The sequence below is a fragment of the Aquificaceae bacterium genome, from assembly GCA_037481935.1.
In the GTDB taxonomy this organism is placed as follows: Bacteria; Aquificota; Aquificia; order Aquificales; family Aquificaceae; genus Pampinifervens.
The window spans coordinates 38,367-61,719 of the sequence record JBBFKQ010000004.1; the positions used below are offsets into that span (position 1 = coordinate 38,367).

35 protein-coding genes and 1 tRNA gene are annotated in these 23,353 nt (G+C 47.9%); 3 read left to right on the top strand and 33 right to left on the bottom strand.

The annotated features are described in order from the left end of the window. Positions 1 to 7: 7 nt before the first annotated feature. The 22 genes from WHS43_04470 to rplN all read right to left on the bottom strand — a co-directional run bounded on the left by WHS43_04470 (position 8) and on the right by rplN (position 10,951). Positions 8 to 784, bottom strand: a complete 777-nt coding sequence (locus WHS43_04470) for a TlyA family RNA methyltransferase (GenBank protein MEJ5338892.1) — start codon at positions 782 to 784, stop codon at positions 8 to 10. After that, positions 781 to 1,020 carry a YggT family protein gene (locus WHS43_04475; protein MEJ5338893.1) on the bottom strand — a complete coding sequence of 80 codons (240 nt, stop codon included), beginning with the start codon at positions 1,018 to 1,020 and terminating at the stop codon, positions 781 to 783. Before WHS43_04475 ends, WHS43_04470 begins: the two co-directional genes overlap by 4 nt. Further along, complete coding sequence (rplQ, locus tag WHS43_04480) at positions 1,017 to 1,373, bottom strand: 50S ribosomal protein L17 (protein ID MEJ5338894.1); 357 nt, start codon at positions 1,371 to 1,373, stop codon at positions 1,017 to 1,019. The genes WHS43_04475 and rplQ overlap by 4 nt, the downstream gene beginning before the upstream one ends. Before the next feature lie 3 nt (positions 1,374 to 1,376). Continuing rightward, positions 1,377 to 2,330 carry a DNA-directed RNA polymerase subunit alpha gene (locus tag WHS43_04485; protein MEJ5338895.1) on the bottom strand — a complete coding sequence of 318 codons (954 nt, stop codon included), beginning with the start codon at positions 2,328 to 2,330 and terminating at the stop codon, positions 1,377 to 1,379. A gap of 12 nt (positions 2,331 to 2,342) precedes the next feature. Continuing rightward, positions 2,343 to 2,972 carry a 30S ribosomal protein S4 gene (gene rpsD / locus WHS43_04490; protein ID MEJ5338896.1) on the bottom strand — a complete coding sequence of 210 codons (630 nt, stop codon included), beginning with the start codon at positions 2,970 to 2,972 and terminating at the stop codon, positions 2,343 to 2,345. Between the two features lie 3 nt (positions 2,973 to 2,975). Beyond that, a complete protein-coding gene (gene rpsK, locus WHS43_04495) occupies positions 2,976 to 3,365 on the bottom strand; it encodes a 30S ribosomal protein S11 (GenBank protein MEJ5338897.1) in 390 nt (129 codons plus the stop codon). Between the two features lie 11 nt (positions 3,366 to 3,376). Beyond that, complete coding sequence (gene rpsM / locus WHS43_04500) at positions 3,377 to 3,757, bottom strand: 30S ribosomal protein S13 (protein MEJ5338898.1); 381 nt, start codon at positions 3,755 to 3,757, stop codon at positions 3,377 to 3,379. 11 nt (positions 3,758 to 3,768) lie between these two features. Further along, on the bottom strand, positions 3,769 to 3,885 hold the full coding sequence (rpmJ, locus tag WHS43_04505; protein MEJ5338899.1) for a 50S ribosomal protein L36: 117 nt from the start codon (positions 3,883 to 3,885) through the stop codon (positions 3,769 to 3,771). A 37-nt stretch (positions 3,886 to 3,922) separates the two neighbouring features. Beyond that, positions 3,923 to 4,162, bottom strand: a complete 240-nt coding sequence (gene infA / locus WHS43_04510; GenBank protein MEJ5338900.1) for a translation initiation factor IF-1 — start codon at positions 4,160 to 4,162, stop codon at positions 3,923 to 3,925. Next, positions 4,155 to 4,946 (bottom strand): type I methionyl aminopeptidase, encoded by a 792-nt coding sequence (gene map, locus WHS43_04515; GenBank protein MEJ5338901.1) that lies wholly within the window; start codon positions 4,944 to 4,946, stop codon positions 4,155 to 4,157. Before map ends, infA begins: the two co-directional genes overlap by 8 nt. Continuing rightward, on the bottom strand, positions 4,936 to 5,577 hold the full coding sequence (locus tag WHS43_04520; GenBank protein MEJ5338902.1) for an adenylate kinase: 642 nt from the start codon (positions 5,575 to 5,577) through the stop codon (positions 4,936 to 4,938). The genes map and WHS43_04520 overlap by 11 nt, the downstream gene beginning before the upstream one ends. Beyond that, complete coding sequence (gene secY / locus WHS43_04525) at positions 5,574 to 6,869, bottom strand: preprotein translocase subunit SecY (GenBank protein MEJ5338903.1); 1,296 nt, start codon at positions 6,867 to 6,869, stop codon at positions 5,574 to 5,576. The genes WHS43_04520 and secY overlap by 4 nt, the downstream gene beginning before the upstream one ends. Then, on the bottom strand, positions 6,866 to 7,312 hold the full coding sequence (gene rplO / locus WHS43_04530; protein MEJ5338904.1) for a 50S ribosomal protein L15: 447 nt from the start codon (positions 7,310 to 7,312) through the stop codon (positions 6,866 to 6,868). Before rplO ends, secY begins: the two co-directional genes overlap by 4 nt. After that, positions 7,309 to 7,494, bottom strand: a complete 186-nt coding sequence (gene rpmD / locus WHS43_04535; GenBank protein MEJ5338905.1) for a 50S ribosomal protein L30 — start codon at positions 7,492 to 7,494, stop codon at positions 7,309 to 7,311. Before rpmD ends, rplO begins: the two co-directional genes overlap by 4 nt. 11 nt (positions 7,495 to 7,505) lie before the next feature. Beyond that, a complete protein-coding gene (gene rpsE / locus WHS43_04540) occupies positions 7,506 to 8,039 on the bottom strand; it encodes a 30S ribosomal protein S5 (GenBank protein MEJ5338906.1) in 534 nt (177 codons plus the stop codon). Between the two features lie 65 nt (positions 8,040 to 8,104). Then, complete coding sequence (gene rplR, locus WHS43_04545) at positions 8,105 to 8,482, bottom strand: 50S ribosomal protein L18 (protein MEJ5338907.1); 378 nt, start codon at positions 8,480 to 8,482, stop codon at positions 8,105 to 8,107. A gap of 11 nt (positions 8,483 to 8,493) precedes the next feature. Then, complete coding sequence (rplF, locus tag WHS43_04550) at positions 8,494 to 9,048, bottom strand: 50S ribosomal protein L6 (GenBank protein ID MEJ5338908.1); 555 nt, start codon at positions 9,046 to 9,048, stop codon at positions 8,494 to 8,496. A 9-nt stretch (positions 9,049 to 9,057) separates the two neighbouring features. After that, on the bottom strand, positions 9,058 to 9,462 hold the full coding sequence (gene rpsH, locus WHS43_04555; protein ID MEJ5338909.1) for a 30S ribosomal protein S8: 405 nt from the start codon (positions 9,460 to 9,462) through the stop codon (positions 9,058 to 9,060). Between the two features lie 11 nt (positions 9,463 to 9,473). After that, positions 9,474 to 9,662, bottom strand: coding sequence for a type Z 30S ribosomal protein S14 (locus WHS43_04560; protein MEJ5338910.1), 189 nt, complete (start codon positions 9,660 to 9,662; stop codon positions 9,474 to 9,476). A gap of 1 nt (position 9,663) precedes the next feature. Next, the gene (gene rplE, locus WHS43_04565; GenBank protein ID MEJ5338911.1) at positions 9,664 to 10,233 is read right to left on the bottom strand and encodes a 50S ribosomal protein L5; all 570 of its coding nucleotides are present in this window, start codon (positions 10,231 to 10,233) and stop codon (positions 9,664 to 9,666) included. Beyond that, on the bottom strand, positions 10,230 to 10,586 hold the full coding sequence (gene rplX / locus WHS43_04570; protein ID MEJ5338912.1) for a 50S ribosomal protein L24: 357 nt from the start codon (positions 10,584 to 10,586) through the stop codon (positions 10,230 to 10,232). Before rplX ends, rplE begins: the two co-directional genes overlap by 4 nt. Then, positions 10,586 to 10,951 (bottom strand): 50S ribosomal protein L14, encoded by a 366-nt coding sequence (rplN, locus tag WHS43_04575; protein MEJ5338913.1) that lies wholly within the window; start codon positions 10,949 to 10,951, stop codon positions 10,586 to 10,588. The genes rplX and rplN overlap by 1 nt, the downstream gene beginning before the upstream one ends. Before the next feature lie 205 nt (positions 10,952 to 11,156). On the opposite strand from rplN, the gene WHS43_04580 reads away from it, so the two are divergent. Then, the gene (locus tag WHS43_04580; protein MEJ5338914.1) at positions 11,157 to 12,344 is read left to right on the top strand and encodes a TRC40/GET3/ArsA family transport-energizing ATPase; all 1,188 of its coding nucleotides are present in this window, start codon (positions 11,157 to 11,159) and stop codon (positions 12,342 to 12,344) included. On the opposite strand, the gene WHS43_04585 is transcribed toward WHS43_04580, so the two are convergent. Then, complete coding sequence (locus WHS43_04585; protein MEJ5338915.1) at positions 12,333 to 13,031, bottom strand: uracil-DNA glycosylase; 699 nt, start codon at positions 13,029 to 13,031, stop codon at positions 12,333 to 12,335. The two genes, WHS43_04580 and WHS43_04585, sit on opposite strands and share 12 nt — an antisense overlap. A gap of 769 nt (positions 13,032 to 13,800) precedes the next feature. Here WHS43_04585 and WHS43_04590 point away from each other — a divergent pair. Then, the gene (locus WHS43_04590; GenBank protein ID MEJ5338916.1) at positions 13,801 to 14,565 is read left to right on the top strand and encodes a LuxR C-terminal-related transcriptional regulator; all 765 of its coding nucleotides are present in this window, start codon (positions 13,801 to 13,803) and stop codon (positions 14,563 to 14,565) included. Position 14,566: 1 nt separating this feature from the next. Here WHS43_04590 and WHS43_04595 read toward each other — a convergent pair whose 3' ends face one another. From WHS43_04595 to WHS43_04640, 10 genes are all read right to left on the bottom strand, one after another. Further along, positions 14,567 to 14,815, bottom strand: a complete 249-nt coding sequence (locus WHS43_04595) for a hypothetical protein (protein ID MEJ5338917.1) — start codon at positions 14,813 to 14,815, stop codon at positions 14,567 to 14,569. Then, positions 14,812 to 16,089 carry an NADH-quinone oxidoreductase subunit F gene (locus WHS43_04600; GenBank protein ID MEJ5338918.1) on the bottom strand — a complete coding sequence of 426 codons (1,278 nt, stop codon included), beginning with the start codon at positions 16,087 to 16,089 and terminating at the stop codon, positions 14,812 to 14,814. The genes WHS43_04595 and WHS43_04600 overlap by 4 nt, the downstream gene beginning before the upstream one ends. After that, positions 16,064 to 16,510, bottom strand: coding sequence for an NADH-quinone oxidoreductase subunit NuoE (nuoE, locus tag WHS43_04605; GenBank protein MEJ5338919.1), 447 nt, complete (start codon positions 16,508 to 16,510; stop codon positions 16,064 to 16,066). Before nuoE ends, WHS43_04600 begins: the two co-directional genes overlap by 26 nt. A 23-nt stretch (positions 16,511 to 16,533) precedes the next feature. Continuing rightward, on the bottom strand, positions 16,534 to 17,376 hold the full coding sequence (locus tag WHS43_04610; GenBank protein ID MEJ5338920.1) for an MqnA/MqnD/SBP family protein: 843 nt from the start codon (positions 17,374 to 17,376) through the stop codon (positions 16,534 to 16,536). After that, positions 17,348 to 18,346, bottom strand: coding sequence for a UDP-3-O-(3-hydroxymyristoyl)glucosamine N-acyltransferase (gene lpxD / locus WHS43_04615; GenBank protein ID MEJ5338921.1), 999 nt, complete (start codon positions 18,344 to 18,346; stop codon positions 17,348 to 17,350). The genes WHS43_04610 and lpxD overlap by 29 nt, the downstream gene beginning before the upstream one ends. Then, a complete protein-coding gene (locus tag WHS43_04620; protein ID MEJ5338922.1) occupies positions 18,343 to 18,828 on the bottom strand; it encodes an OmpH family outer membrane protein in 486 nt (161 codons plus the stop codon). Before WHS43_04620 ends, lpxD begins: the two co-directional genes overlap by 4 nt. Positions 18,829 to 18,860: 32 nt before the next feature. Beyond that, positions 18,861 to 20,099, bottom strand: coding sequence for an ATP-dependent Clp protease ATP-binding subunit ClpX (clpX, locus tag WHS43_04625; protein MEJ5338923.1), 1,239 nt, complete (start codon positions 20,097 to 20,099; stop codon positions 18,861 to 18,863). 1 nt (position 20,100) lies between these two features. Beyond that, positions 20,101 to 20,697: an ATP-dependent Clp endopeptidase proteolytic subunit ClpP gene (clpP, locus tag WHS43_04630; GenBank protein ID MEJ5338924.1), complete on the bottom strand. Its 597-nt coding sequence runs from the start codon at positions 20,695 to 20,697 to the stop codon at positions 20,101 to 20,103. Beyond that, entirely contained in the window at positions 20,684 to 21,979 is a 1,296-nt protein-coding gene (gene tig, locus WHS43_04635; GenBank protein MEJ5338925.1) for a trigger factor, read from the bottom strand. Before tig ends, clpP begins: the two co-directional genes overlap by 14 nt. 16 nt (positions 21,980 to 21,995) lie before the next feature. Further along, a tRNA-Leu gene (locus WHS43_04640) sits at positions 21,996 to 22,081 on the bottom strand. 72 nt (positions 22,082 to 22,153) lie between these two features. On the opposite strand from WHS43_04640, the gene WHS43_04645 reads away from it, so the two are divergent. Continuing rightward, positions 22,154 to 23,344 (top strand): (Fe-S)-binding protein, encoded by a 1,191-nt coding sequence (locus WHS43_04645; protein MEJ5338926.1) that lies wholly within the window; start codon positions 22,154 to 22,156, stop codon positions 23,342 to 23,344. The last annotated feature ends 9 nt before the right edge of the window (positions 23,345 to 23,353 follow it).

The window sequence follows — 23,353 nt, forward strand, 5'->3', positions numbered from 1 at the left end:
GTTTTCTTCAAACAACTTCCCTGACTGCACTCTCTACAGCCTCCTCCAGATTTTCTAAGGCTTTAAGATGCCTGCCTGAGAGAAGGAAGAACTCTTCATTTCCCTTTGTGCCCTTTGGCTTTGACTTTGTCACCCCAGCCACATTAAAGCCGGCAGAGGTTAAAAACTCAGCCACCTTTATGACAGCTTGTTTTTTGTCCTCTTCTCTTTTTACTATACCCTTCCTTACCCTTTCTGGACCCACCTCAAACTGTGGTTTTACAAGCACCAGCAAAATTCCCTCCTCCTTAAGGAATTTTACCACATGGGGGATTATTTTGGTAACCGATATGAAGGATACATCTACGGTTATCAAATCCACTGGCTCAGGTATGTGTTTATCCGTCAATTCCCTTGCATCTGTATCTTCATAGAGAATCACTCTGGGGTCTGACCTGAGCTTTGGGTCCATCTGACCCCGTCCCACATCCACAGCATATACCTTCTCTGCACCAAACATCAAAAGACACTGGGTAAAGCCACCCGTTGAGGAGCCCACATCTATAGCCACCATATCCCTCACATCAAGACCAAACCTGTTTATAGCCCATTCCAGCTTGTATCCTCCCCTGGAAACATACTTTGGAGGCTCTCTGACCTCTACCCTCTGCCCCTCTTTTACTCTTGTTCCTGCCTTCGTGACAGGTTTACCATCCACATACACGAGCCCTGCCATTATCATGGCCTGAGCCTTTTCCCGTGTAGAGACCAAGCCCCTTTCAACAAGATACTGGTCAAGCCTCAAAGCTTTAAAAGATACTTGATGAGATAGAGTATAAAAAGAAGAATAAGTGGGGAAAAGTCAAGCCCACCGGCTGGTGGGACTATTTTCCTTATTGGACTGAGAAGAGGGGCAATGAGGCTGTCAAGCCTTTCATAAAATTTACTTTCTCTTATTTTTGGTATCCAGGAACCCACCGCATGAAGCAGGACAAGGATTATAAGAAGGTTTATAAGGAAGGATAATATACCCTTTATCATTCTACAAGCTCAAGGAGGGCAAGCTCACAACCATCACCCTTTCTCTTTTCTGGTAGCTTTATTATCCTTGTATAGCCTCCATTCCTGTTTTCAAACCTGGGTGCCACCTCTTCAAAAAGCCTTTTCACCACCCTTCTGTCGGGCAGAAGCCTCAGGGCAAGCCTCCTTGATGCCAGGTCCCCCTTCTTACCAAGGCTTATCAACCTCTCCACAAAGGGCTTTACTGCTTTTGCCCTCTGAAGTGATGTCTCTATCCTCTCTTCCATAATAAGAGCCCTTGCAAGGGACCTGTAAAGGGCAAGCCTCTGCTCCTTTGTCCTGTCAAAGTGCTTTTTCTTGACCCTGTGCCTCATCCTTTACCTCCTGCTTTCTATATCCATGCCAAGGTGAAGCCCCATCTGTTTCAGGGCTTCCTTTATCTCGTTTATGGCCTTTCTGCCCACATTCTTCGTGCCCTTGAGGTCTTCTTCTGTGAGCTTTACAAGGTCTCCTATGGTGGATATACCCATCCTCTTTATGGAATTGAGAGCCCTCTGAGAAACATCAAGCTCCTCTATTGGAAGGCTGAGCTTTTCCACAAACTCCTCCACAACCCCAACTGGCTCCTCTATAACTGGCACTTCAAAGGATATGTTCTCAAGAGGGGTGAAGTTTTTCACTATAAGCCCCACCGCTTCCTTAATAACCTCGTCAGGTGTCTTTGTGCCATCTGTGTAGAGCTCCACTATGAGCCTGTCGTAGTCGCTTCTTTTCTCCACCCTTGTCTTTTCAACTCTAAAGGCAACTTGACGAACTGGGGAAAAATCTGCGTCCACAAGTATCCACCCTACTTCTCCAAGAACTTCCATCTCCTCTGTAGGCAGGTATCCAAAACCCTTTTCAATCCTGAGCTCTATGTTGACTTCTCTGTTCGGGTCAGTAATGGTGAGTATTTTCTGGTCTGGGTTTACCACCTCCACACTTGGGGGGAGGCTTATATCTCTCGCATATACAGCACCCTCACCCTTCTTTTTCAGATAGAGCACCTCCACATCAGAGGTGTGCATTTTAAACCTTACCCTTTTGAGGTTTGCTATTATTTCAAGAGTGTCTTCCTGAACACCCTCAACGGATGAGAATTCGTGATACACACCGTATATCTTCACAGCGGTCAGGGCAACGCCCTGTATGGAAGAGAGAAGCGTCCTCCTGAGGGAATTTCCCACAGTTATTCCAAAACCTCTCTCTAAGGGCTCCATCACAAAGCGGCCGTAGGTCTTTGTCCTCTCTTCCCAGTAGACCTTTGAGGGGAAAAGAAACTCTCTAAGCATACTCTTTCCTCCTTAGACCCTTGAGTAGAACTCTATTATGTACTGAAGGTTGACTGGAACCTCCAGCTGAATATCCTTTGGAAGGTCTATGACCTTTCCTCTGAAGTTCTCCTTGTCCAGCTCAAGCCAGGGTGGAACACTTCTCGGGTCTATGTTTTCCAGATTTTCCAGAACCTGTGCTATATCTCTGGAAGAGGGCTTTAGCTCTATTATGTCTCCCACCTCAACCCTGTAAGAGGGTATGTCCACCTTTCTGCCGTTTACCAGAAAGTGTCCGTGGGAAATCCACTGTCTTGCCTGTCTTCTTGTGCTTGCAAAGCCAAGCCTGTATACCACGTTGTCAAGCCTTCTCTCCAGAAGCTGGAGAAGAACCTGTCCTGTGTTGCCCTTGGAGCGTGATGCCTCGTCAAAATATTTCCTGAACTGCTTCTCCCTGAGACCTCCGTACAGGAACTTGAGCTTCTGCTTTTCCATAAGCCTTATGCCGTATTCGGTAAGCTTCTTCCTCCTGCCTTTTACCCTTCCATGCTGGCCTGGGGGAAAGTTCCTTCTTGCCAGGGTTTTGGGAGCACTCTTTTTCCCTGATACTACCACGCCGAGCTTTCTGTCAATTCTTACCTGAGGTCCCATATACCTGCCCATGCTTCAAACCCTCCTCTTAGCAGGTGGTCTGCATCCGTTATGGGGTATGGGTGTTATATCCCTTATTGCCTTTATCTTTATGCCTGCGGCATAGATGGCTCTCAGAGCAGATTCTCTTCCAGCTCCTGCCCCTTTAACTCTCACTTCTGCTTCCTGAAGCCCATATTCCTGAACTGCCCTCTTTGCAGCCTTCTGAGCGGCAAGCTGTGCTGCATAGGGCGTGCTTTTCCTCGTTCCCTTAAAGCCCACAGTTCCACCACTTTCCCAGACAAGCACATTGCCCTGCTTATCGCTTATGGTTATTATGGTGTTGTTGAAGGTGCTCAGTATGTGAACTATTCCTTCCGTTACGGTTTTTTTCTGCTTTTTGGGCTGTTGTTGCCTTCTCGCCATAAATTACCTCCTTACTTTGCTATCTTTTTCTTTGTGCCACCAACTGTTTTCCTCTTACCCTTTCTGGTTCTTGAGTTGGTCCTTGTCTGCTGACCCCTAACGGGCAGGCCCTTTACATGCCTCATACCCCTGTAGCATCCCATGTCTATGAGCTTCTTTATGCTCATCTGCACTTCCCTTCTGAGGTCACCCTCTACCGTGTAGTTCTGTTCTATAAACTTCCTTATGGTGTTTAGCTCCTCGGGTGTTAGCTCTCCCAGTCTCTTTGTGCCCTGTATGCCGGTTTTTTCACATATCTCCTTTGCCCTTGCCCAGCCTATACCATACAGGTATGTGAGGGCAACTTCCAGCTTTTTACCATCTGGAAGGTCAACTCCAGCTATCCTTGCCATATCTTACCTCCTTAACTACCCTGTCTTTGCTTGTGCTTTGGGTTTTCGCATATGACCATAACTCTTCCCTTTCTCCTTATCACCTTACACTTGGCGCATATTGGCTTGACAGAAGGTTTTACCTTCATGCTAACCTCCTTGTAAGCAGAAAATTATAGCACAAAATCATCCCCTGTAGACTATCCTCCCGCGGGTGAGGTCATAGGGAGAGAGTTCCACCTTCACCTTATCACCGGGCAGTATCCTTATGAAGTGTATCCTCATCTTGCCAGAGACGTGGGCAAGCACCTCATGGCCCGTTTCCAGCTTTACCCTGAACATGGCGTTGGGGAGGGCTTCAAGAACCTCACCTTCAAGCACTATACCCTTTTCCTTCTGCTTCTCTTCTCCTTTCTTCTTAGCCATTCTTAAACTCCGTGAGCACTATGGGCCCCTGCTTGGTTATGGCCACCACATACTCATAGTGGGCTGCGGGGCTTCCGTCTGCGGTTATCACCGTCCATCTGTCGCCATTGTGTGATATCTCTTCTGTCCCGAGGGAGAGCATGGGTTCAAGGGCAACCACCATGCCCTGTCTCAGCTTGTAGTCCTTCTTTTCCTGTTTTAGGGTCTCAGGATGGTTGGGTATGAAGGGGTCCTCGTGAACCTTCCTCCCTATACCGTGCCCACCGAGGTTTTTGAGAGGGTAGACGCCATACTTTTTTGCCACCCTGTGTATGGCTTCCACTATATCTGAAACCCAGTTGCCCGGTATACATACCCTTACCGCCTCCTGAAGGGCTTCCCTTGTAGCCTTCATGAGCATTTCCTTTTCTTTGCTTATCTCTCCAACCGCTACAGTGAGAGCAGAGTCCCCCGCGTATCCTTCCACATAGGCTCCGAAGTCCAGGCTGACTATATCACCCTCCTTTATTACCTGTTCCTTTTTAGGCAAACCGTGGACTACCGCCTCGTTCACGGAGACACACAGGCTTGCCGGAAACTTCTCGTTGCTGAAGGGTGGCTTGTAGTTGAGAAAGGCAGGCTTTGCACCTCTCTTCTTTGCCTCTTCTCTCGCTATAAGGTCAAGCTCGTAGGTGGATACGCCGGGTCTTACAAACTTCGCCACCGCCTGCAATACCTCAACCACCACATCGCAGGCTCTCTTTATCTTCTCTATCTCCTTAAAAGAATATAGCTCAACCGCCATTCTTTAGCACCTCTAAAAGCCTTCTGTTTACCTCCTGTATATCCTGTGCTGCATTCAGTCTTATCAATTTATCCCTCTGCTGATAAAATTCAACGAGAGGTCTTGTCTGGTCCGTGTATACCCTGTATCTCTTTCTGACTATCTCCTCTCTGTCATCCTCCCTCTGGACGAGCCTTCCGCCACAAAGGTCGCATATACCCTCCTCCTTGGGAGGGTTATACTTTATGTGGTATACGGCACCACACTGGGAGCACGTGAGCCTACCAGAGAGCCTCTCCACTACTACCTCTTCTGGAAGGTCAAAGAGAAAAACCCAGCTTAGCCCCTTTCCATGTTTCTGCAGCATATCATCAAGTGCTTCAGCCTGTGGCACTGTTCTTGGAAATCCATCAAGTATAAAACCGCCCTCCTGAGGCATCACCTCCTCTATGAGTGCTATCATAAGGCTGTCAGGGACAAGCTCCCCCCTGTCCATGTATTCCTTTGCTTTAATGCCAAGCTCTGTCTGGTTCTTGACCGCCTCTCTGAGGATGTCACCGGTGGATATGTGCACAAGACCCAGCTCCTGAGAGAGTTTTTTTGCCTGCGTCCCCTTGCCAGAGCCTGGTGGTCCAAGGAACACCACTATCATCTTACCTTCCTCCTATACTTGGTATACTTTTGCTGGAGGAGCTGAGCCTCGAGCTTGTTTATAGTGTCAAGGGCTACACCCACCACGATAAGGGCAGTTGTTCCTCCAAAGTAGAAAGGAACATTTAGCCAGAGACTTATGAAGATGGGCACTATAGCCACCACGCTCAGGAAGATGGCACCCACAAGGGCAAGCCTGTTAATGATGTATTCCAGGCTCTTCTGGGTATCCTGACCCGGTCTTATGCCCGGGATGAAGGCTCCAGCCTTTTTGAGGTTGTCTGCCACATCCACCGGGTTTATGATCACCGCTGTATAAAAGTAGGTGAAGAAGATTATGAAGGCTATGTAGAGGATGTTGTAGGGGAGTGTTGTGGGGTTGAAGGCATCATGCATAGCTCTGGCTATGGGGTGCTGTATGAAACCGAGAACTGTGGAAGGAATTATAAGAAGGGACTGAGCGAAGATTATGGGTATTACACCTGCGGGGTTTATCTTTATGGGAAGGTAGCTGGAGGAGCCCATAACCTCCTGTCTTCCCACCTGTCTTCTCGGATACTGTATGGGTATCCTTCTTTCTGCTTCCTGAATAAAGACTATGCCCACAACCACCGCTATAATGAAGATGATGGTGCCCACAAAGGCAAAGGGGGAGATATCACCGTTTCTGAGCATATCCCAAACCCTTATGCCAGCACTGGGGAAACCTGCCACTATACCGGCGAATATGAGAAGGGACATACCATTACCAATACCCTTCTCCGTTATCCTGTCGCCCACCCACACGAGAAACATGGTGGAGGAAACGAGGGCTATTATGGTGGTTATGGAAAAGAGAATTCCAGCATCTGGCACTATGGGGGTTCCCTTTGGCGAGACCTGCCCCTGCAGCCAGACAGCTATACCTATGGACTGAACAAAGGCAACAAGGAGGGTGAGATACCTCGTATACTGGTTTATCTTATACCTTCCATAATCACCTTCTTCCTTGGCAAGCCTCTGAAGCTCCGGCACCGCCACCGTAAGAAGCTGCATCATTATGGAGGCAGATATGTAGGGCATGACTCCCAAGGCGAAAAGAGTCATCCTGCTCAGGTTTCCTCCAGAGAAGATATCGTAAAGGTAGAAGAGGGTTCCCTGAAAGCTCTTGAAAAAATCCTGAAGGGCTGTTGTGTCTATGCCGGGCAGCGGAATATGACTGCCAAGCCTGTATATGGCAAGCATAAAAAGTGTGTAAAGGAGCCTCTTTTTGAAGTCCTCAAGGGAAAAAAGCTGTTTTATGTACTCTATCACCTTACCTCCTCGCAGACCCCGCCGAGGGATTCAATCTTCTGCCTTGCAGACTGAGAAAAGGCGTGGGCTCTTACCTTCAGAGCCTTTGTAAGCTCTCCATCTCCCAGCACCTTGACGGGCATCCCTTTTCTTACAAGCCCCTTTTCCAGTAGAGTTTCCGGGCTAACTTCCTGACCAGCTTCAAAGTATCTTTCAAGGGTCTTTAGGTTAACCACCGCATACTCTATCCTGTTTACAGGTCTGAAACCTCTCTTTGGCACTCTTTTGTGAAGGGGCGTCTGACCACCCTCAAACCAGGAGGGAAGTCTCCTGTCTCCTGACCTGGTTTTCTGCCCCTTATGACCCTTACCACAGGTCTTTCCCAGCCCAGAACCTATACCTCTTCCCACTCGTTTCCTTTCCTTTGTTGATCCTTCCTTCGGTGCAAGCTCATGCAGTTTCATTCCTTGACCTCCTCTACCTGAAGAAGATGAAGCGCCTTGCGTATGTTCCCCCTTACCATGGGGTTATCTTCAAGCAGGACTTCCTGGCCTACCTTTTTAAGCCCTAGGCTTTTTACGGCCTTTACCTGAGCCTCGGGCTTTCCTGCAAGACCTCTGACAAGTTTCACCTTAAGCCTGGCCATTACACTCCTCCTCAGGGTATACGAAGGTCTCTTGCGTATATGTGGTAGCGCTTCTTTATGAGCTCGGGGTCTATACCCCTCTCCTTTGCCACCTCTTCGGCAGACCTGAGCTTGAGAAGGGCGTCAAAGACAGCCCTTACCACATTGTTGGGGTTCGTGCTCCCTTGAAGTTTTGTGAGCACGTCCGTATAGCCTGCCAGCTCAAAGATGGGTTTTGCAGCGCCACCTGCCACAATACCTGTCCCCCGCCTTGCAGGTATAACCTTTATCATGGTGGGGCCGTAATGACCCACCACATCGTGGGGGACGGTTCCGTTTTCTATAGGGACCCTTATGAGGTGCTTTCTTCCATCCTCTATCGCCTTCGCAATGGCTATTGGCACTTCCCTCGCCTTTCCAAGTCCAAAACCCACAAAGCCTCTCTTGTCCCCTACTATAACCAGAGCACTGAAGGAAAACCTCTTTCCACCCTTGGTTACCCTTGTGGTTCTCTTGGCGTATATGAGCCTTTCCTCTATCTGCAGCTGGTCCTCAAGCTCTGCTATTCTCTGGTCTCTTCTCTTATTGTCAATGAGCTTTTCAATTGATACACCACCCATATCTGCCTCCTTTAGAATTCAAGACCAAGCTCTCTGCATTTATCTGCAAAGGCCTTTATCTTTCCATGGTAAAGAAAACCACCTCTGTCAAAGACCACCTTTCTTATGCCCTTTTCCATAGCCTTCTTTACCAGTATCTCGGCCACTTTCTGCACATCCTCTATGGACTTTCCTCCTCTCTTACCGGCAAGCTGTAGGAACTCCGGGTCTATGGAAGAGGCAGAAACCAGCGTTCTTGACTGGCCCCCAGAGTCATCAATCAGCTGAGCGTAGAAGGCATTCAGGCTCCTGTAAACGCTGAGCCTTGGTCTTTCTGGAGTTCCCACGATTTTCTTTCTTATCCTCTTGTGCCTTCTTTCTCGCTTTTCATGCCTGCCGAGCTTTGCCATAGCTTACCTCCTTACTTCTTGCCGCCTTTGCCCTTTCCTGCCGCCTTTCCAGCCTTGAGCCTGAGCACCTCACCCTCGTATCTTATGCCTTTGCCCTTGTATACGTTGGGTTTTCTGAAGGCCCTAATCTGGGCGCATACCTGCCCTACCCTTTCCTTGTTTATACCGCTGACGTATATTTTGTTTTCTTTTACCTCTATCCTTACGTCTGAAGGTATGGGATAAACCACAGGGTGTGAGAGTCCAAGGCTCAGCTCAAGGTTGTTTCCCTTGACTGCAGCTCTGTATCCAAGACCAACCACCTCAAGCACTTTTGTAAAGCCTTCGGTAACACCCTTTATCATATTTCTTATGAGTGCAGCGGTTGTGCCGTGCATGGCCCTGTGAAAGGGCTGGTCAGAGGGTCTAGTTACCCTTACGGTGTTTCCCTCCAGACTGACCTCCATATCTGGATGTAGCTTCATTGAAAGCTTGCCTTTAGGTCCTTCAACTCTGAGCTCACCATCCTGAAGGCTCACCTTAACACCCTGGGGGATTTCAATGGGTTTCTTGCCTATCCTTGACATGTCTGCACCTCACCATACATAGGCTAATATCTCCCCACCCTTGCCCAGCCTTCTGGCATCATGGTCTGTTATGAGACCTGAGTCGGTGGAGAGTATGGCTACGCCAAAACCCCTCTGAACGTGAGGGATTCTGTGCTTGGGAGTGTATATTCTCCTTCCAGGCTTTGAAACTTTCTGAAGCTCCGATATGGCGTTCCTTTCCTTCTTGGGGTCAAGATACTTGAGATGAACCCTCAGTATATACTGGGTGCCCTTCTTACCCTCCTGGAGTCTTTCCCATCCTTTTATGTAGCCTTCCTTCTTGAGAAGCTCAAGTATGGACTCTTTCAGCCTTGAAGAGGGGATGTCCACGTAATCCATCCTTCTCCTTATTGCGTTCTTTATGGCGGAGAACATGTCTGCCACTGGGTCCATATCTTACCTCCTTACCAGCTGGACTTTTTAATGCCTGGAAGTTCGCCCTTTAGGGCGAGCTCCCTGAAACACAGTCTACACATACCAAACTGTCTTATAAAGCCTCTTGGCCTGCCACAAAGAGGACATCTGTTCTTCTGCCGGACCGCATACTTGGGAAAATGCATTACATCCTTTGCCACCTTTGCCTTTCTTGCCATGTTAACCTCCTGCACTCCTAATGGGAAGCCCCAGCAGCGCCAGAAGCCAGAAAGCCTCCTCATCACTCTTTGCGGTAGTCTGAATGATTATGTCCATACCCCTTATGGCATCCACCTTTTCATAATCAATCTCTGGAAAAACTATCTGCTCCCCAATTCCAAAGGCGTAGTTTCCCCTTCCATCAAAGGACCTGGGGTTAAGCCCCTTAAAATCCTTCACCCTTGGAAGGGCCACACATATGAGCTTATCAAGAAAGTCCCACATCCTTTCCTTTCTCAGCGTAACCTTGAGACCAACGGGCATACCCTTTCTAAGCTTAAAGCCAGCCTCTGATTTCTTTGCCCTTCTTACCGCCGGTTGCTGACCTGTTATGGCCCTCAGGTCTTCCATGGCCCTTTCAAGGTGCTTTATGTCTCCAACCGCCTCACCTACGCCCATATTTACCACCACCTTAACTATTCTGGGGACTTCCATGGGGTTTTTGTAGCCGAAGCGGTTTATCAGCTGCGGAACCACCTCTTCCCTGTACTTGTTGTAAAGCCTTGATACATACCTGGTTTCTACGCTCATGCTTCAACCCTCACTTTCTCTCTTATAAGGTCGATGTTTTCCTTACACTTTTTGCAGAACCTGTATTTCCTCAGAGTATCACCTTCCCTGAGCGTTCTTATGCCTACCCTTGTGGGCCTTTCGCACTTGGGGCATATGAGCATTACATTGCTTATGTGGAGAGGAGCTTCTATCTCGTATATGCCACCTTCTCTCACGTTGGGTATTTCCTTGAGGTGTTTTTTCACCAGGTTAACATCCTTTACTATCACTCTGTTTTCTTCCCTGAGAACCTTTATGACCTCACCAGTTTTTCCCTTCTCCTTTCCTCTCAGAACAACCACTGTGTCGCCCTTCTTTATCCTCTGAGCCATCACACCACCTCCGGAGCAAGAGATGCCAGTTTGGTAAAGCCCCTGTTTCTGACCTCCCTGGCTATTGGCCCAAGTATGCGCGTGCCCAGAGGCTCTCCATATTGATTGAGAAGAACCACCGCATTGTCATCAAACTTTATGTAGCTGCCATCGGAACGCCTTACTTCTTTCTTTGTCCTTACCACCACCGCTCTGTAGACCTTGCCCTTTTTTGCCGGGCTGTTGGGTGCGGCAACCTTTACTGTGACAGTTACCACATCACCCACTGTGGCATACTTCCTCGGGGCGTAGGGTATGCCTATAATCTGAACCCTCTTGGCCCCCGAGTTATCCGCAACATTTGCATAACCCTGTCGCTGTATCATAGTCTTCCACCTCTGTTATAAGCTAAAAATTATACCACAAGTAAGCCCCTGTTGAAGAACTGGAGCTATCTAACCAAGGCTGTTTATTTTAATCTATAGAAGGGGCTTCTGTCAAGTGGTAAAGGCATAGACCCGTAATCAGGCTACATCAACGGGCTTATAAGAAGTTTCAGGCGTCCGCAGAGTGGGTTATACTTTCTTTCTTATGAGGGTAATTCTCTTCTCAGGCAAGGGTGGCGTTGGCAAAACCACCATATCAGCCGCAACCGCCTACAGGCTTTCAAGCCTCGGCTACAGAACCATCGTGGTTTCCCTTGACCCAGCACACAGCCTTGGGGATGCCTTTGATGTGCCAGAAGAGGAAAAGACCAGGGCAAAGGGACTGCCCATAAAAATCTCGGATAACCTCCACATACAGGAGATAGACATACAGGAGGAAGTGGACAGATACTGGGGTGATGTTTACAGGTTCCTGGAGCTTCTCTTCAACACCACTGGGCTTGATGAGGTTGTTTCTGAAGAGCTTGCCATACTTCCCGGCATGGAGGAGGTAACAAGCCTCCTGTATGTGAACAAATATTACAGAGAGAGGGAGTTTGATGCCCTTGTTCTTGACCTCCCTCCCACCGGCGAATCCCTGAGGTTTGTTTCTATGCCAACGGTTCTCAAGTGGTATATGAGAAAGATATTCAACGTGGAGAGGACCATTCTCAAGGTGGCAAGACCTGTAGCAAGGAGGCTTACGGATGTCCCAATACCAGACGATGAGTATTTCAGGGCTCTTGAGAACTTCTACGAAAAGCTAAAGGGTGTGGATGAGATTCTTGTTGACCCGGATGTAACCTCCGTCAGGCTCGTGGCAAACCCTGAAAAGATGGTTCTCAAAGAGAGCCAGAGAGCCTTTATGTATTTTAACCTCTTTGGGGTGAATGTGGATGCTGTTGTGGTTAACAAGGTTCTGCCTTCCTCTGTAGAAGGATGTGAACACTTTTCAAGGTGGGTGCTCACTCAGAGAAGATACCTTGAGGATATGCAGGCACTCTTCTACCCAGTTCCTGTGTTTACAGTTCCTCTCATGGAGGATGAGGTGGTGGGTGAGGAAAGGCTCAGGATTCTCTCAGACCTTATATACGGTGATACAGACCCTGCAAGGGTATTTCACAGAGAAAAACCCTACGAGTTTATAGAGCAGGATGGTGAATACATGGTCAGGCTGAGAGCCCCTTTCCTCACAAAGGAGGGACTCTCCGTCCTTAAGAGCGAGGGTGAGATTGTTATAAGGTGGAAGAACTTTAAGAGTCATATCTTGCTCCCCAGAAAGCTCAGGGACTATGAACCCAAGGGTGCAAAGATTGAAGAGGGATACCTTAAGGTCTTTCTCTCAAGAACTTAGTAGAAAGTCCCTTATCCTTCTCAGGTCTTCCACGAATTCCTTCTCAGCGCCCGGGTTTCTGAGAATGTAAGCAGGGTGGTAGGTGAGAAGGACCTTTATTCTTCTGTCGTAGGGGTAGTCAAAAAAGTTCCCTCTGTGTTTTGTTATTGGTAGTGATTTTCCCAGTATACCCTCAAGCGCTGTAGCGCCCAGACATACTACGAGCTTTGGGTTTATTATTTCTATTTCCTTTCTCAGGTAAGGCAGACAGGACTGCATCTCTTTTGCAGTAGGCTTTCTGTTGCCCGGAGGCCTGGACTTTACCACATTGGTTATGTAAACATCCTCTCGCCTGAGCCCCACCTCCTCAAGTTTCTGGTTAAGATACCTGCCAGCTCTTCCCACAAAAGGTCTTCTTAGCTGGTCCTCCTCTTCTCCTGGGGCTTCTCCTACAAAGACAACGGGCGAGTAAGGGTTGCCTTCTCCAAAAACATAACCGCTTGCACCCTCATAAAGGACGCACTTTTTTTCATCCACAATTTTCCTGTAGAGGTCACCAAGAAGTTCCTTCCTGTCCTTTTCCCGCACCGCTTGTGCTTCCCTACTCTGTGGTTTGCTTGCAGGAATGTTTACACTTTCAGTGTAAAGAACATCAAAACCAATCTTCTCCAGAGCCCTGAGGGTTGCCTGAAGCTTATATCTTTCCATTAGCTTAATTATAGCAGGGGACCCAGTCGGGTCCCCGGGAGGAGGGCGTCCTCTCCCCCTCTTACTCCTCCCAGCCTTATGAGAAACCATCCTGATGCTGGAAATTATAGAGATGTAAGCCTTAATTTATCAAGTCGCACAATGTAGCGTGATTGTCACTAACAGTGTCACGAAAGCACTGAAATATATGATTTAAATCATATATATTTGTATCCCATCCTCCTGTTAAAATATCAACGGAATGCTGCCTATCATAAGTCTCAGCCTCTTTGTCTTCTGGCTTGTATCTTTTCCAATGGGTGGCCCTCTCCTTCATGACATTGGCTATTTCCCTTTTTTTCTCCTGGGACACATATCTGGTTTTTTCCTCATAGCCTCAATAAAGGGATTCTTTCTCAGAACTTTCCCCTTTTTTATTCCAGCTACTGCTATATTAACTGCCTTTTTCCCAGTGTCCGACCAAACTCTCAGACCTTTACTTATGCTGCTCATTGGCTTTCTATCTTCCAGTCTTGCGGTGTATGTGGGGGTAATTCTGACAAATAGTGTTCAAAAAAAGGATATTCTTGGTCTGGGGATAGGAAATATCGCCATGGTTTTTCTCTCAAACATACCTGTAAGGGAAAATTATAAGTTTTTAATTTTAAGTATTGCACCAGTTCTGAGTCTTACTAAGAAATCTTTTGAAATTTCCTCTGAAAATATACCTCTTAGCTTATGGCTAAGATTTTTACCGGGCGTCTTTATTCTCTACCTCACGGGAGGTCTTATGTATGGTGTGCTTATGGAAGCCTACCGTAAGGAGGCCCTTCTGTATGGTATTGAGGTCATTTTCTACGCATCTGCTGTATTTCTGTGTGTAATCCTGCTGAAGGATTGGGATGAAAATCTACTGATTCTTTCCGTGGTTTCCTTTGCCCTGGGATACTTTCTGATGCATACGGGTAATGGTCTTGGTTTAAACCTTGCCATGTATGCGGTCCAGATAGGTTTTGGTTTTGCTGATGTATTTCTACTTTATACCTTGATAAAGCTCAGAAATCCCATAAAGGCATTTCCTGTTGGTTTTGGAGTTGTTTGCAGTGCTATTCTTGTGGGCTATTTCCTCTTTAAAATTATGGAAGACACAAGAAGTCTTATAGCTTTAGGGAATCTTATACTCGTGGGTTTTTCTGTATACTTAGTGCATGCAAACAGAGCTAATAGAAGAGGTTTGGAGGAGGTTTCTCAGAAGTCAGAGGATGTCCATGCAATTGAAAATATACCTCATACCCAGAAAAGTGCCTCGCCGGAAGGTTTTTTGCAGGAGCTATGCAGGAAAAGGCAAGCTTATAAAAAGACGCTTTCTAAGAGAGAGAGGGAAGTGGTTCTACTACTGCTTGAGGGTCTCAGCAACGAGGAAATAGGTCAATATCTCGGTATATCAACCTCAAGCGTTAGAGAATACTTGAGAAGAGCTACAGAAAAGCTTAGCATTGGTAGAGAAGAATTGGTTTCCATGTATGAAGAGTGGAAGAAAAACTTAGAAACGTAGATTATTTTTTGAAAAGGTCCTCCAGCCATGACCTTTCAAAGCACTTTACACCTTCTTCGTAGGACTGGCTTTTCTCAAGACAGCTCTTTATTCCATCAAGTCTCCTTACACCCAGATTCTTACACACGCTCCAGAAGTATCTGCAGTATTCTTTGTCCCTGAGTGGATTCGTCTGGCATCTCTGAGAGTCATCCTGAGCCCACACAAGAGCACCAAAAGTCAGGCTGAAAAATATAAAGAGTAGCTTCATATCTGTGCAGGGAAACTTTTTCTGTATTTTTCCCACTCCTGTGGAAACTTCTGCATAGTCTGGCGTATGAGCCTTCCGGCCACAGCCCCAAGCCCGCATATGGAGGTGGGTTGTATGTATGAGTTTACAAACTCAAAGCCTGCCCACTCCCTTTCATCTGCATGGTTGTGAAGTATCCTCTCAAGTAGATATGCCTGCTCGTGGGTTCCAACCCTGCAGGGCGTGCACTGACCACAGCTCTCATGGGCGTAAAACTCCGCCACCCAGAGACACGCCTGAACTATGTCATCCTCCTCTGTAAGCACTATAACCGTGCCCGTTCCACCAAAGCCAAAGGGTGAGTAGTCCATGGGTGTATCCAGCTCCTCCGTAGAAAAGCAGTCAAGGGCTCCAGAAAAGACGGCCTTTACCTTTTTGTTTCCTATCGTTCCACCCGCATACTTGAAGATGACCTCTCTCAGAGTTGTGTTCATAGGAAGCTCGTAAACCCCCGGCTTTTTGACCTTTCCACTGACGGGGAAAAGCTTTGGTCCCGGATAGTCGCTCGGTCCTATGTAGCGGTATTCTTCCCAGCCCATACCCACTATAAGGGGAATATTGCAGAGGGTCTCCACGTTGTTTACCACCGTGGGCCTTCCAAAAAGACCATACTGAACTGGAAAAGGAGGCTTTATCCTCGGAAAACCCCTTTTACCTTCAAGAGACTCAATAAGAGCGCTTTCCTCTCCGCAAATGTAGGCGCCTGCACCTCTTGCCACATAAATTTCAAGGTCAAAGCCAGAACCCAGAATATTTTTCCCCAGAAAGCCCTTCTTCTTTGCCTCTTCTATGGCATCTCTGAGGATGTAATAGCCCGCCGGATACTCGCCCCTTATGTATATGAAGGCCTGGTTGGCACCTATGGCATAGGCGGATATTATCATACCCTCTATCAGAAGATGAGGGTCTCTCTCCATGAGTATTCTGTCTTTAAAGGTGCCGGGTTCAGATTCGTCTGCATTGCATATGAGGTATCTGGGAGCTGGGTTCTGCACCGCAAACTTCCACTTTCTTCCTGTGGGAAAACCCGCACCACCCCTTCCTCTGAGCTGGCTTCTGTCAACCCAGTCTACTATTTCTTCCGGTTTCATGTTGAGAGCTTTCTCCAGAGCCTGATACCCACCGTCTTTGAGATATTCCTCTATGGTGTGAACTCTTGGCTTTTTTGCCCTCTTGAGCAAAAGGTTGAGGGTAGTCTCTGCGTATATATCAGGTGTAACGGGATAGGACCTCATGGAGCTTCTCCTTTGATTCAAACTTGTAGGTGTCTTCGTCCACCATAAAACACGGTGCTTCCGAGCATGCACCTATACACTGCACACCTATTAATTTGAACCTTCCGTCTTTGGTTACCTCGCCGGGTGATATACCTAGGAGTTCATTTATGGCTCCGAGCACTTTTTTTGAGTCCATAAGGTTGCAGACAACGCTTACGCATACCCTTATCCTGTGTCTGGCAGGCTCTCCCCTGTCAAACATGTCATAAAAAGAGACCACGTTTTCCACATGATTCAGCGGAACTTCTAAGAGCCTTGCCACCTCCTCGAGAGCAAAGAAGGGGATGTGTCCGTAGTGGTCCTGAACTTCGTGAAGACAGATAAGAACAGCCTGCTCCTTTCTTGGGAAGTAGTCTGCATGCTCTCTCAACTTCTGCATTAACTCCTCAGGTAAGACACCCATTAGTCTATCACCTCATCGCTAAAGATTACCTGTGGCATTTTAGCTTCAATTATACCTCTTTCAATACCCATCTGTAGCAGAAGCCTTACCGCTCGCCTGCCATCTTCTCCATAATCCAGAGTTCGCTGGTTTACATACATACTCACGAACCTCTCAGTTCTTGCCGTGTCCTCTTTTATCTCTCTGGCATACTCTCTGGCAAAGCTGAGGGCTTCACCCCTATTTTCAAGGGCATATTCTATGCTCTTTTTCATGAGTCTCTCCATCTTTTTTATCACTTCCATGCCCAGGTCTTTTCTTATAACGTTGCACCCTAAGGGAAGGGGAAGCCCGGTTTTTTCCATCCACCACTGGCCAAGGTCAAGGAGCTTTTTGAGCCCTCTGTCCCTGTAGCTGAGTTGCCCTTCGTGAATTACCAGCCCGGCGTCAACCCTACCCTCTGCAACCGCATCCAGCACCCTGTCAAAGGGGAGCACAATCTCTTCAAAGTCCGGCTCGTAAAGCTTCAGAACAAGGTATGCGGTGGTGAGTTTACCCGGAATTGCTACCCTTTTACCTTTAAGACTCTCCAAATCTCTCACAGATACTACGATTGGACCATATCCCTCTCCAACGCTTCCACCACTGGGAAGCACGAGATAATTCTCTGCCACATAGGGGTAGGCATGAAAGGAAAGTGCCGACACCTCGTAAGTGCCCTTCAGAGCTTCTCTGTTGAGTGTCTCAATATCCGCAAGCACATGCTCAATCTGGAGACCTTCTGTGTCTACCTTGCCCGTGGTGAGTGCGTAAAACATAAAGGCATCGTCCGAGTCAGGACTGTGGGCTATTCTTATCCTCATGCCTTCTCTCCTTAAAAAGCTCAGGCAGTTTTAAAATATATGCATAAAGCCTCTTCCACTTTGACCACTCCATAGCCGGAATGGCTCCTCCATAAACCTTTCCGCCTTCAAGGCTTTTTGAGACGCCTGCCTTTGCAGAGACAACTGCCCCATCGCCTATTTCCACATGGTCTGCGACACCCACCTGTCCAGCCAGAACTACCCCCCTACCCGTCTTGACGCTACCAGACAGACCCACCTGAGATACAATTATGTTCCCCGCACCTATCCTGCAGTTGTGACCTATCTGAACAAGGTTGTCTATTTTTGTGCCGCTCCCTATTAAGGTCTGGTCTATTAAGGCTCTGTCTATGCATGTGTTGGCTCCTATCTCCACATGGTCCTCTATGACCACCTTCCCAATGTGGTTTAGTTTGAGTATCCCCTCTGGACCCACGTAGTAGCCAAAGCCATCCGCCCCTATCACAGAACCGCTGTGAATTTTTACCCCTTCACCAATCACGCAACCGGGATAGACATGAACACCGCTGAAAAGAACGCTGTTCTTTCCTATTCTCACACCCTCACCTATATAGCAGAAGGGATATACCTTCACGCCATCATCAAGAACTGCACCCTTTCCAAGATAGACAAAAGGACCCACATAGACATCTTTCCCAATGCGAACGCCTTCTTCAATATGGGCCTTTTCAGATATGCCAGAGGGATGCTTCTCTGGATACGCATAGGACAGGAACCTGGCAAGGGCAAGTCTTACCGCTCCTACCCTGATGTAATTGGGGAAATCTACCTCTTCAGAGACCACCAGCACAACTCTCAGACCCTTTAGTTTTTCCACCTGCTCTTTTTCCTGACAGAAAACTACGGTGCCTTCCCTCGGGTTTTCCACAGAAGAGAGGCCTTCTACTTCAAAGTCTGGGTCTCCATACAGCTTCCCCTGCAAGAGCTCAGCAACCTCAGAGAGCTTCATTTTTGCTGGTCAAGCCTCTGGATGACCTCCGCCGTTATGTCTATCTCCGCAGACCTGTATACGAAGGCTGAGCAGTCTAGAATCCCTGTGAAGCCTTGCCTTTTGGCTATGTCCTCTGATATACTCCTCACTCTGGATATTATTTCTTCTTCCATCTTCCCCTTAATTTCTGAAAGCTCCCTCTGAGCCTTCTGCTGGAGCTCCATACCCTCTGCCTCTGCCTTCTGATATTCTCTTATCCTCTGTTCCCTGACGTTCTGGGCAATTCCCTTGCTTTCTATCTGTTTTCTGAGCTCTTCAAGCCTCTTGTTAATCTGGTCCAGTTGCTTCTGATACTCTTCCGCCTTTGTTCTTAGCTGGGTTTCTTTGCCTTTTACCAGCTGAGATTCGGAGAGTATTCTGTTAGGGTCTACGCAGGCGAACTTCTGCTGGGCAAAGCCAAGTGTGGAAACAAAAAGGAACATAATCAGCGATTTCTTCATTCTTTACCTCCTTTAAAAATGATAGCATAGACTCAGACTGCCTCCCTCATTATGTAGGTGGGTTTGAGCTTGTTTTTTACCACCTCAGCGTTTACGAGAACCTTTTTCACGCCACGCATGGAGGGTATCTCAAACATCACATCCAGCATTATTTCCTCCATAATCGCTCTTAGACCTCTTGCACCCGTTTTTCTTCTTATTGACTCCCTTGCTATCTCCACAAGGGCATCATCGGTGAACTCAAGCTCCACCTCTTCCATCTCAAAAAGTTTTTTGTACTGTTTAACAAGGGCATTTCTCGGCTCTACAAGGACCCTTATAAGTTCCTCCTCTGTTAGCTCATCCAGCACTGCAATGACTGGAAGCCTGCCCACAAACTCGGGTATTAGCCCGTAGTGTATAAGGTCGTCCACCTCCACAAAGTGAAGAGGGTTTTCCCCCTTCTCAAACTTTCTTATTTCAGCCTCAAAGCCAACCACTGACTTTCCGAGCCTTCTCTTTACTATGTCTTCAAGCCCAACGAAGGCTCCACCGCATATGAAGAGTATGTCGGTGGTGTCTATCTGTATAAACTCCTGATGAGGATGCTTCCTGCCTCCCTGGGGTGGAACATTAGAAACTGTCCCCTCAATAATCTTCAGGAGCGCTTGCTGAACTCCTTCACCGGAGACATCTCTTGTTATGGAGGGGTTTATACCAGCCTTCTTGGCAATCTTGTCTATCTCGTCAATGTATATTATTCCCCTCTGCGCCGCCTTCACATCATACCCGCAGTTCTGCAAAAGCCTTACCAGCACATTTTCCACATCCTCTCCCACATAACCCGCTTCCGTGAGAGTGGTTGCGTCGGATATGGCAAAGGGCACATCCAGTATCTTTGCAAGGGTTTTTGCCAGAAGGGTCTTGCCAGAACCTGTGGGACCTATCAGGAGTATGTTGCTCTTTTCTACCTCCACGTCGTCAAGGCTCAGTCCCAGTTCTTTTGCCCTTATCCTCTTGTAGTGGTTGTAAACTGCAACAGATAATACCTTCTTTGCCCTTTCCTGACCTATCACATACTGGTCAAGCTGTCTTTTTATTTCCTCCGGGGTAGGGATTTCTTTTGAAAGGTTGTAGCTGAGCTGTTTTTTCTGGTCTTTTATGATGTTGTTGCATACCTCCACGCACCGGTCGCATATGAAGGTGTCGTTGGGTCCTGCAATGAGCACAAGCACCTCGCTCTGAGACCTGCCACAGAAGGAACAGTGATTTTCCTGCCTTTTTCTTGACATATCAGCTCCTCTTCTCTATGACTCTGTCCACTATGCCGTATTCCATAGCCTCCTGAGCAGACATAAAATAATCCCTTTCCACATCTCTTTCAATCTTTTCAAGGGGCTGTCCTGTGTGCTTAGCAAGAATTTCATTCAGCATGTGCTTTATCCTCTTTATCTCCTCCGCGTGAATTATTATGTCTGTTGCCTGACCTGTTATACCTCCCAGAGGCTGGTGAATCATGATTCTTGAGTGTGGCAGGGCATACCTTTTGCCCTTTGCACCTGCGGAAAGAAGAACTGCACCCATGGAGGCTGCCTGACCAAGGCATATGGTAACCACGTCGGGCTTTATATACTGCATGGTGTCGTATATGGCCATGCCGGCAGTAACGGAGCCACCCGGGGAATTTATATACATATATATGTCCTTGTCAGGGTCCTGAGCCTCCAGAAAGAGGAGCTGCGCCACTATGAGGTTCGCTATGTGGTCATCAATGGGAAAGCCAAGCAGGACTATCCTGTCCTGAAGCAGTCTTGAGTATATGTCGTAGGCTCTTTCACCTCTTGGGGTTTGCTCAATAACTATGGGAACAAGCTGGTCAAGTATTTTCATCCTTTTCCTCCTTTTTCTCTTCAATTTCTTTCACAACAGCCTTTGAAACTATATCTTCAAGTGCCTTTTCCCTCTTTATGTCCTCCTCGAGGACAGGTAGCAGGTTTTCTCTCTGCAAAAATTCCCTCATCTCCTCAACAGACCTTTCGTAAGCCTTTGCCAGCTCCTCTATCCTCTTCTGCAGTTCTTCCGCACTTACCTGAATACCTTTCTCCTGAGCATATTTGTCCAGTATGTATCTGAGCTTTATGCTCATGACTGCCTGAGGTGTGAGCTCCTGAGCTATTGCCCTGTAGTCCAGATATTTGGGGTCTATGCCCCACTGGGAAAGTTCCCTGACCCTTCTCTCCACAAGGTGTGAAAGTTCCCTCTGCAGAAGGGTCTGAGGGATGTCAAACTCATGCATCTGAACCAGCTTTATTGCCACTGCATCCGCTATCATGGCCTTCCTCAGGTTTTCAAGTCCTGACCTTACCTCTTCCCTTATCTTCTCTTCTGCCTCTGCCCATGTTTGACCAAGCCCCAGCTCCTTTGCAAAGTCGTTGCTGAGCTCTGGAAGCACCTTTTCCTTTACGCTCTTGAGGGTTATCTCAACCTTTGCCTTTCCTGCAGGCTTGCCCTCCGTATCATAAAGGGTAAGGTCATGAAGCACAAAGCTGTCTCCCTCCCTCTTTCCAATAAGCTCTCTTTCTATCTCTTCTCTGAAGGTCTTTGTTCCTATTACCCCAGAGGTCTCTCCCTCTGTGGTCTCACCACTCTCAGTTTCCTCAACCCTGTAGTCCACAACTGCAAGGTCGCCTTCTCTCACTTCCCTCTCCACAGGCTCCCAGACCGCATGCTCCTCCCTTATCTCCTCTATCCTCTTCCTTACCAGCTCGTCGCTGAACTCAACCTTCCTTATCTCAACCTCAAGACCTTCTAAGTTCTGGAGCTCAAACTCCGGAGGGACTTCAAAGGACACACTGTAGCTGAGTTTCTGGGAAGGCTCTTCCAGCTGAACCTTCTCAAGGTATATGTCAGCAACTGGCCTCAAACCACTTTCCTGTATGGCACCTGCCAGCGTTGCGTTTGCCACTTTCTTGCCCACCTCTTCCTGTATGAAGTCCCTGAACTTGGCTTTTATTACCCAGAGGGGGGCTTTGCCTTTCCTGAAGCCTTCCACCTCCGCATTCTGCCTGAGGTAGTTGTAAACCTCATCCAGAGCAGACCTGACCACATCGCCCTCTACCTCAACCTTAAGGGCTTTAAAAAGTCCCTGTCTGTCTTCTACGCTTACCTTCATACAAACCTCCTGCTTTTGGTGCGGGTGGAGGGAGTTGAACCCTCACGGGCTATGCCCACAGGATCCTAAGTCCTGCGCGTCTGCCAGTTCCGCCACACCCGCTCAGAAATACAAAATTATAACCTGCTTTTAGTCAATTCAACGTGCACTGAGAGCCATATATTTACATAGACTATGGAAAAGTTTATAGAGCTTCCTCTAGACCTTGCTCAGAAGTGCGTAAAGTGTGGACTATGCAAGTCTGTCTGCCCCACCTATCCCTATGTGCAGGAAGAGGCAGGCTTTGCCCGTGGAAGGCTTGCCCTGGCAGAGATGGTGGTAAAAGGAGAATTGCCCCTATCTGAGGAGGTGGCAAGGCAGTGGGACCAGTGTGCCATGTGCAGAAGGTGTGAGTGGATATGTCCCAACAACGTGGAATACAAAGAGATAATGGTAAAAGCGAGGGACATGCAAAGAGAAAGCCTCGGGCAGGGAGTGGTGAAGTCTCTTGGTCTAAAATCCCTTGAACTCATGCAGTCTGGTTTTGGCAGAAAGGCTATAAAGCTCGCCGGAAAGCTCCTGAGTCCGTTGCCCTCGGAGATAAAAACCCCCTTTCCCACCGGTGCAGTGAAGTTTATGCCAAAGCCCACAGCCAGGGCTTTTGGACTGAGGGGCAAGGTCTTTGAGGCTCAGGAGGAGAAGGGAAAGCTCTTATTTTTCACCGGCTGTATGATAGATGCTTTCTACGGAAAGACCGGGGAAAATGTGATAAAGCTCATGAACAGGGCAGGCTATACGGTGGTGGTGCCAGAGGATATAAAGTGCTGTGGTGCTCCACACTACTACTCGGGAAACCTTCAAGCCTTTGAAAGGTTGAGAGACCATAACTTGAAAGAGATGGGGAAATATGACTTCGACGCAGTGGTGGTTGCATGCCCTACGTGCGGGGGAGCCCTGCAGGAGGACTATAAGTTAGACAAGCCAGTGTATGACTTTGCGGAAATCGTCTTCAAAAGTCCCTTGAGGTTTAGAGGCTCAGGAAAGAGGCTGACCTTTCATGTGCCCTGCCATTCATACAGCGCCATGAAGGTAAACGATAAGGTTTTCTATGGAGTTATGGAGAGGGTTGAAGGTGACGAGGTGAGGAAAGCTGAAAAGGACAAATCCTGCTGTGGCTTTGCAGGTCTCTTCTCCATTACAAACCCCAAAATGTCCGACCAGATACAGAGGGAAAAGATAGAAGACCTTCAGAAAACTCAGGCTCAGGTGGTGCTCACCACATGCCCTGGCTGCGTGCTTAACCTCAAGGACGGGGTCAAAAAACACTGCACGGGTCAGGAAGTTATGCACCTTGCGGACTACCTTGCGGAGAACCTTCAGGGATGATAGAATAGA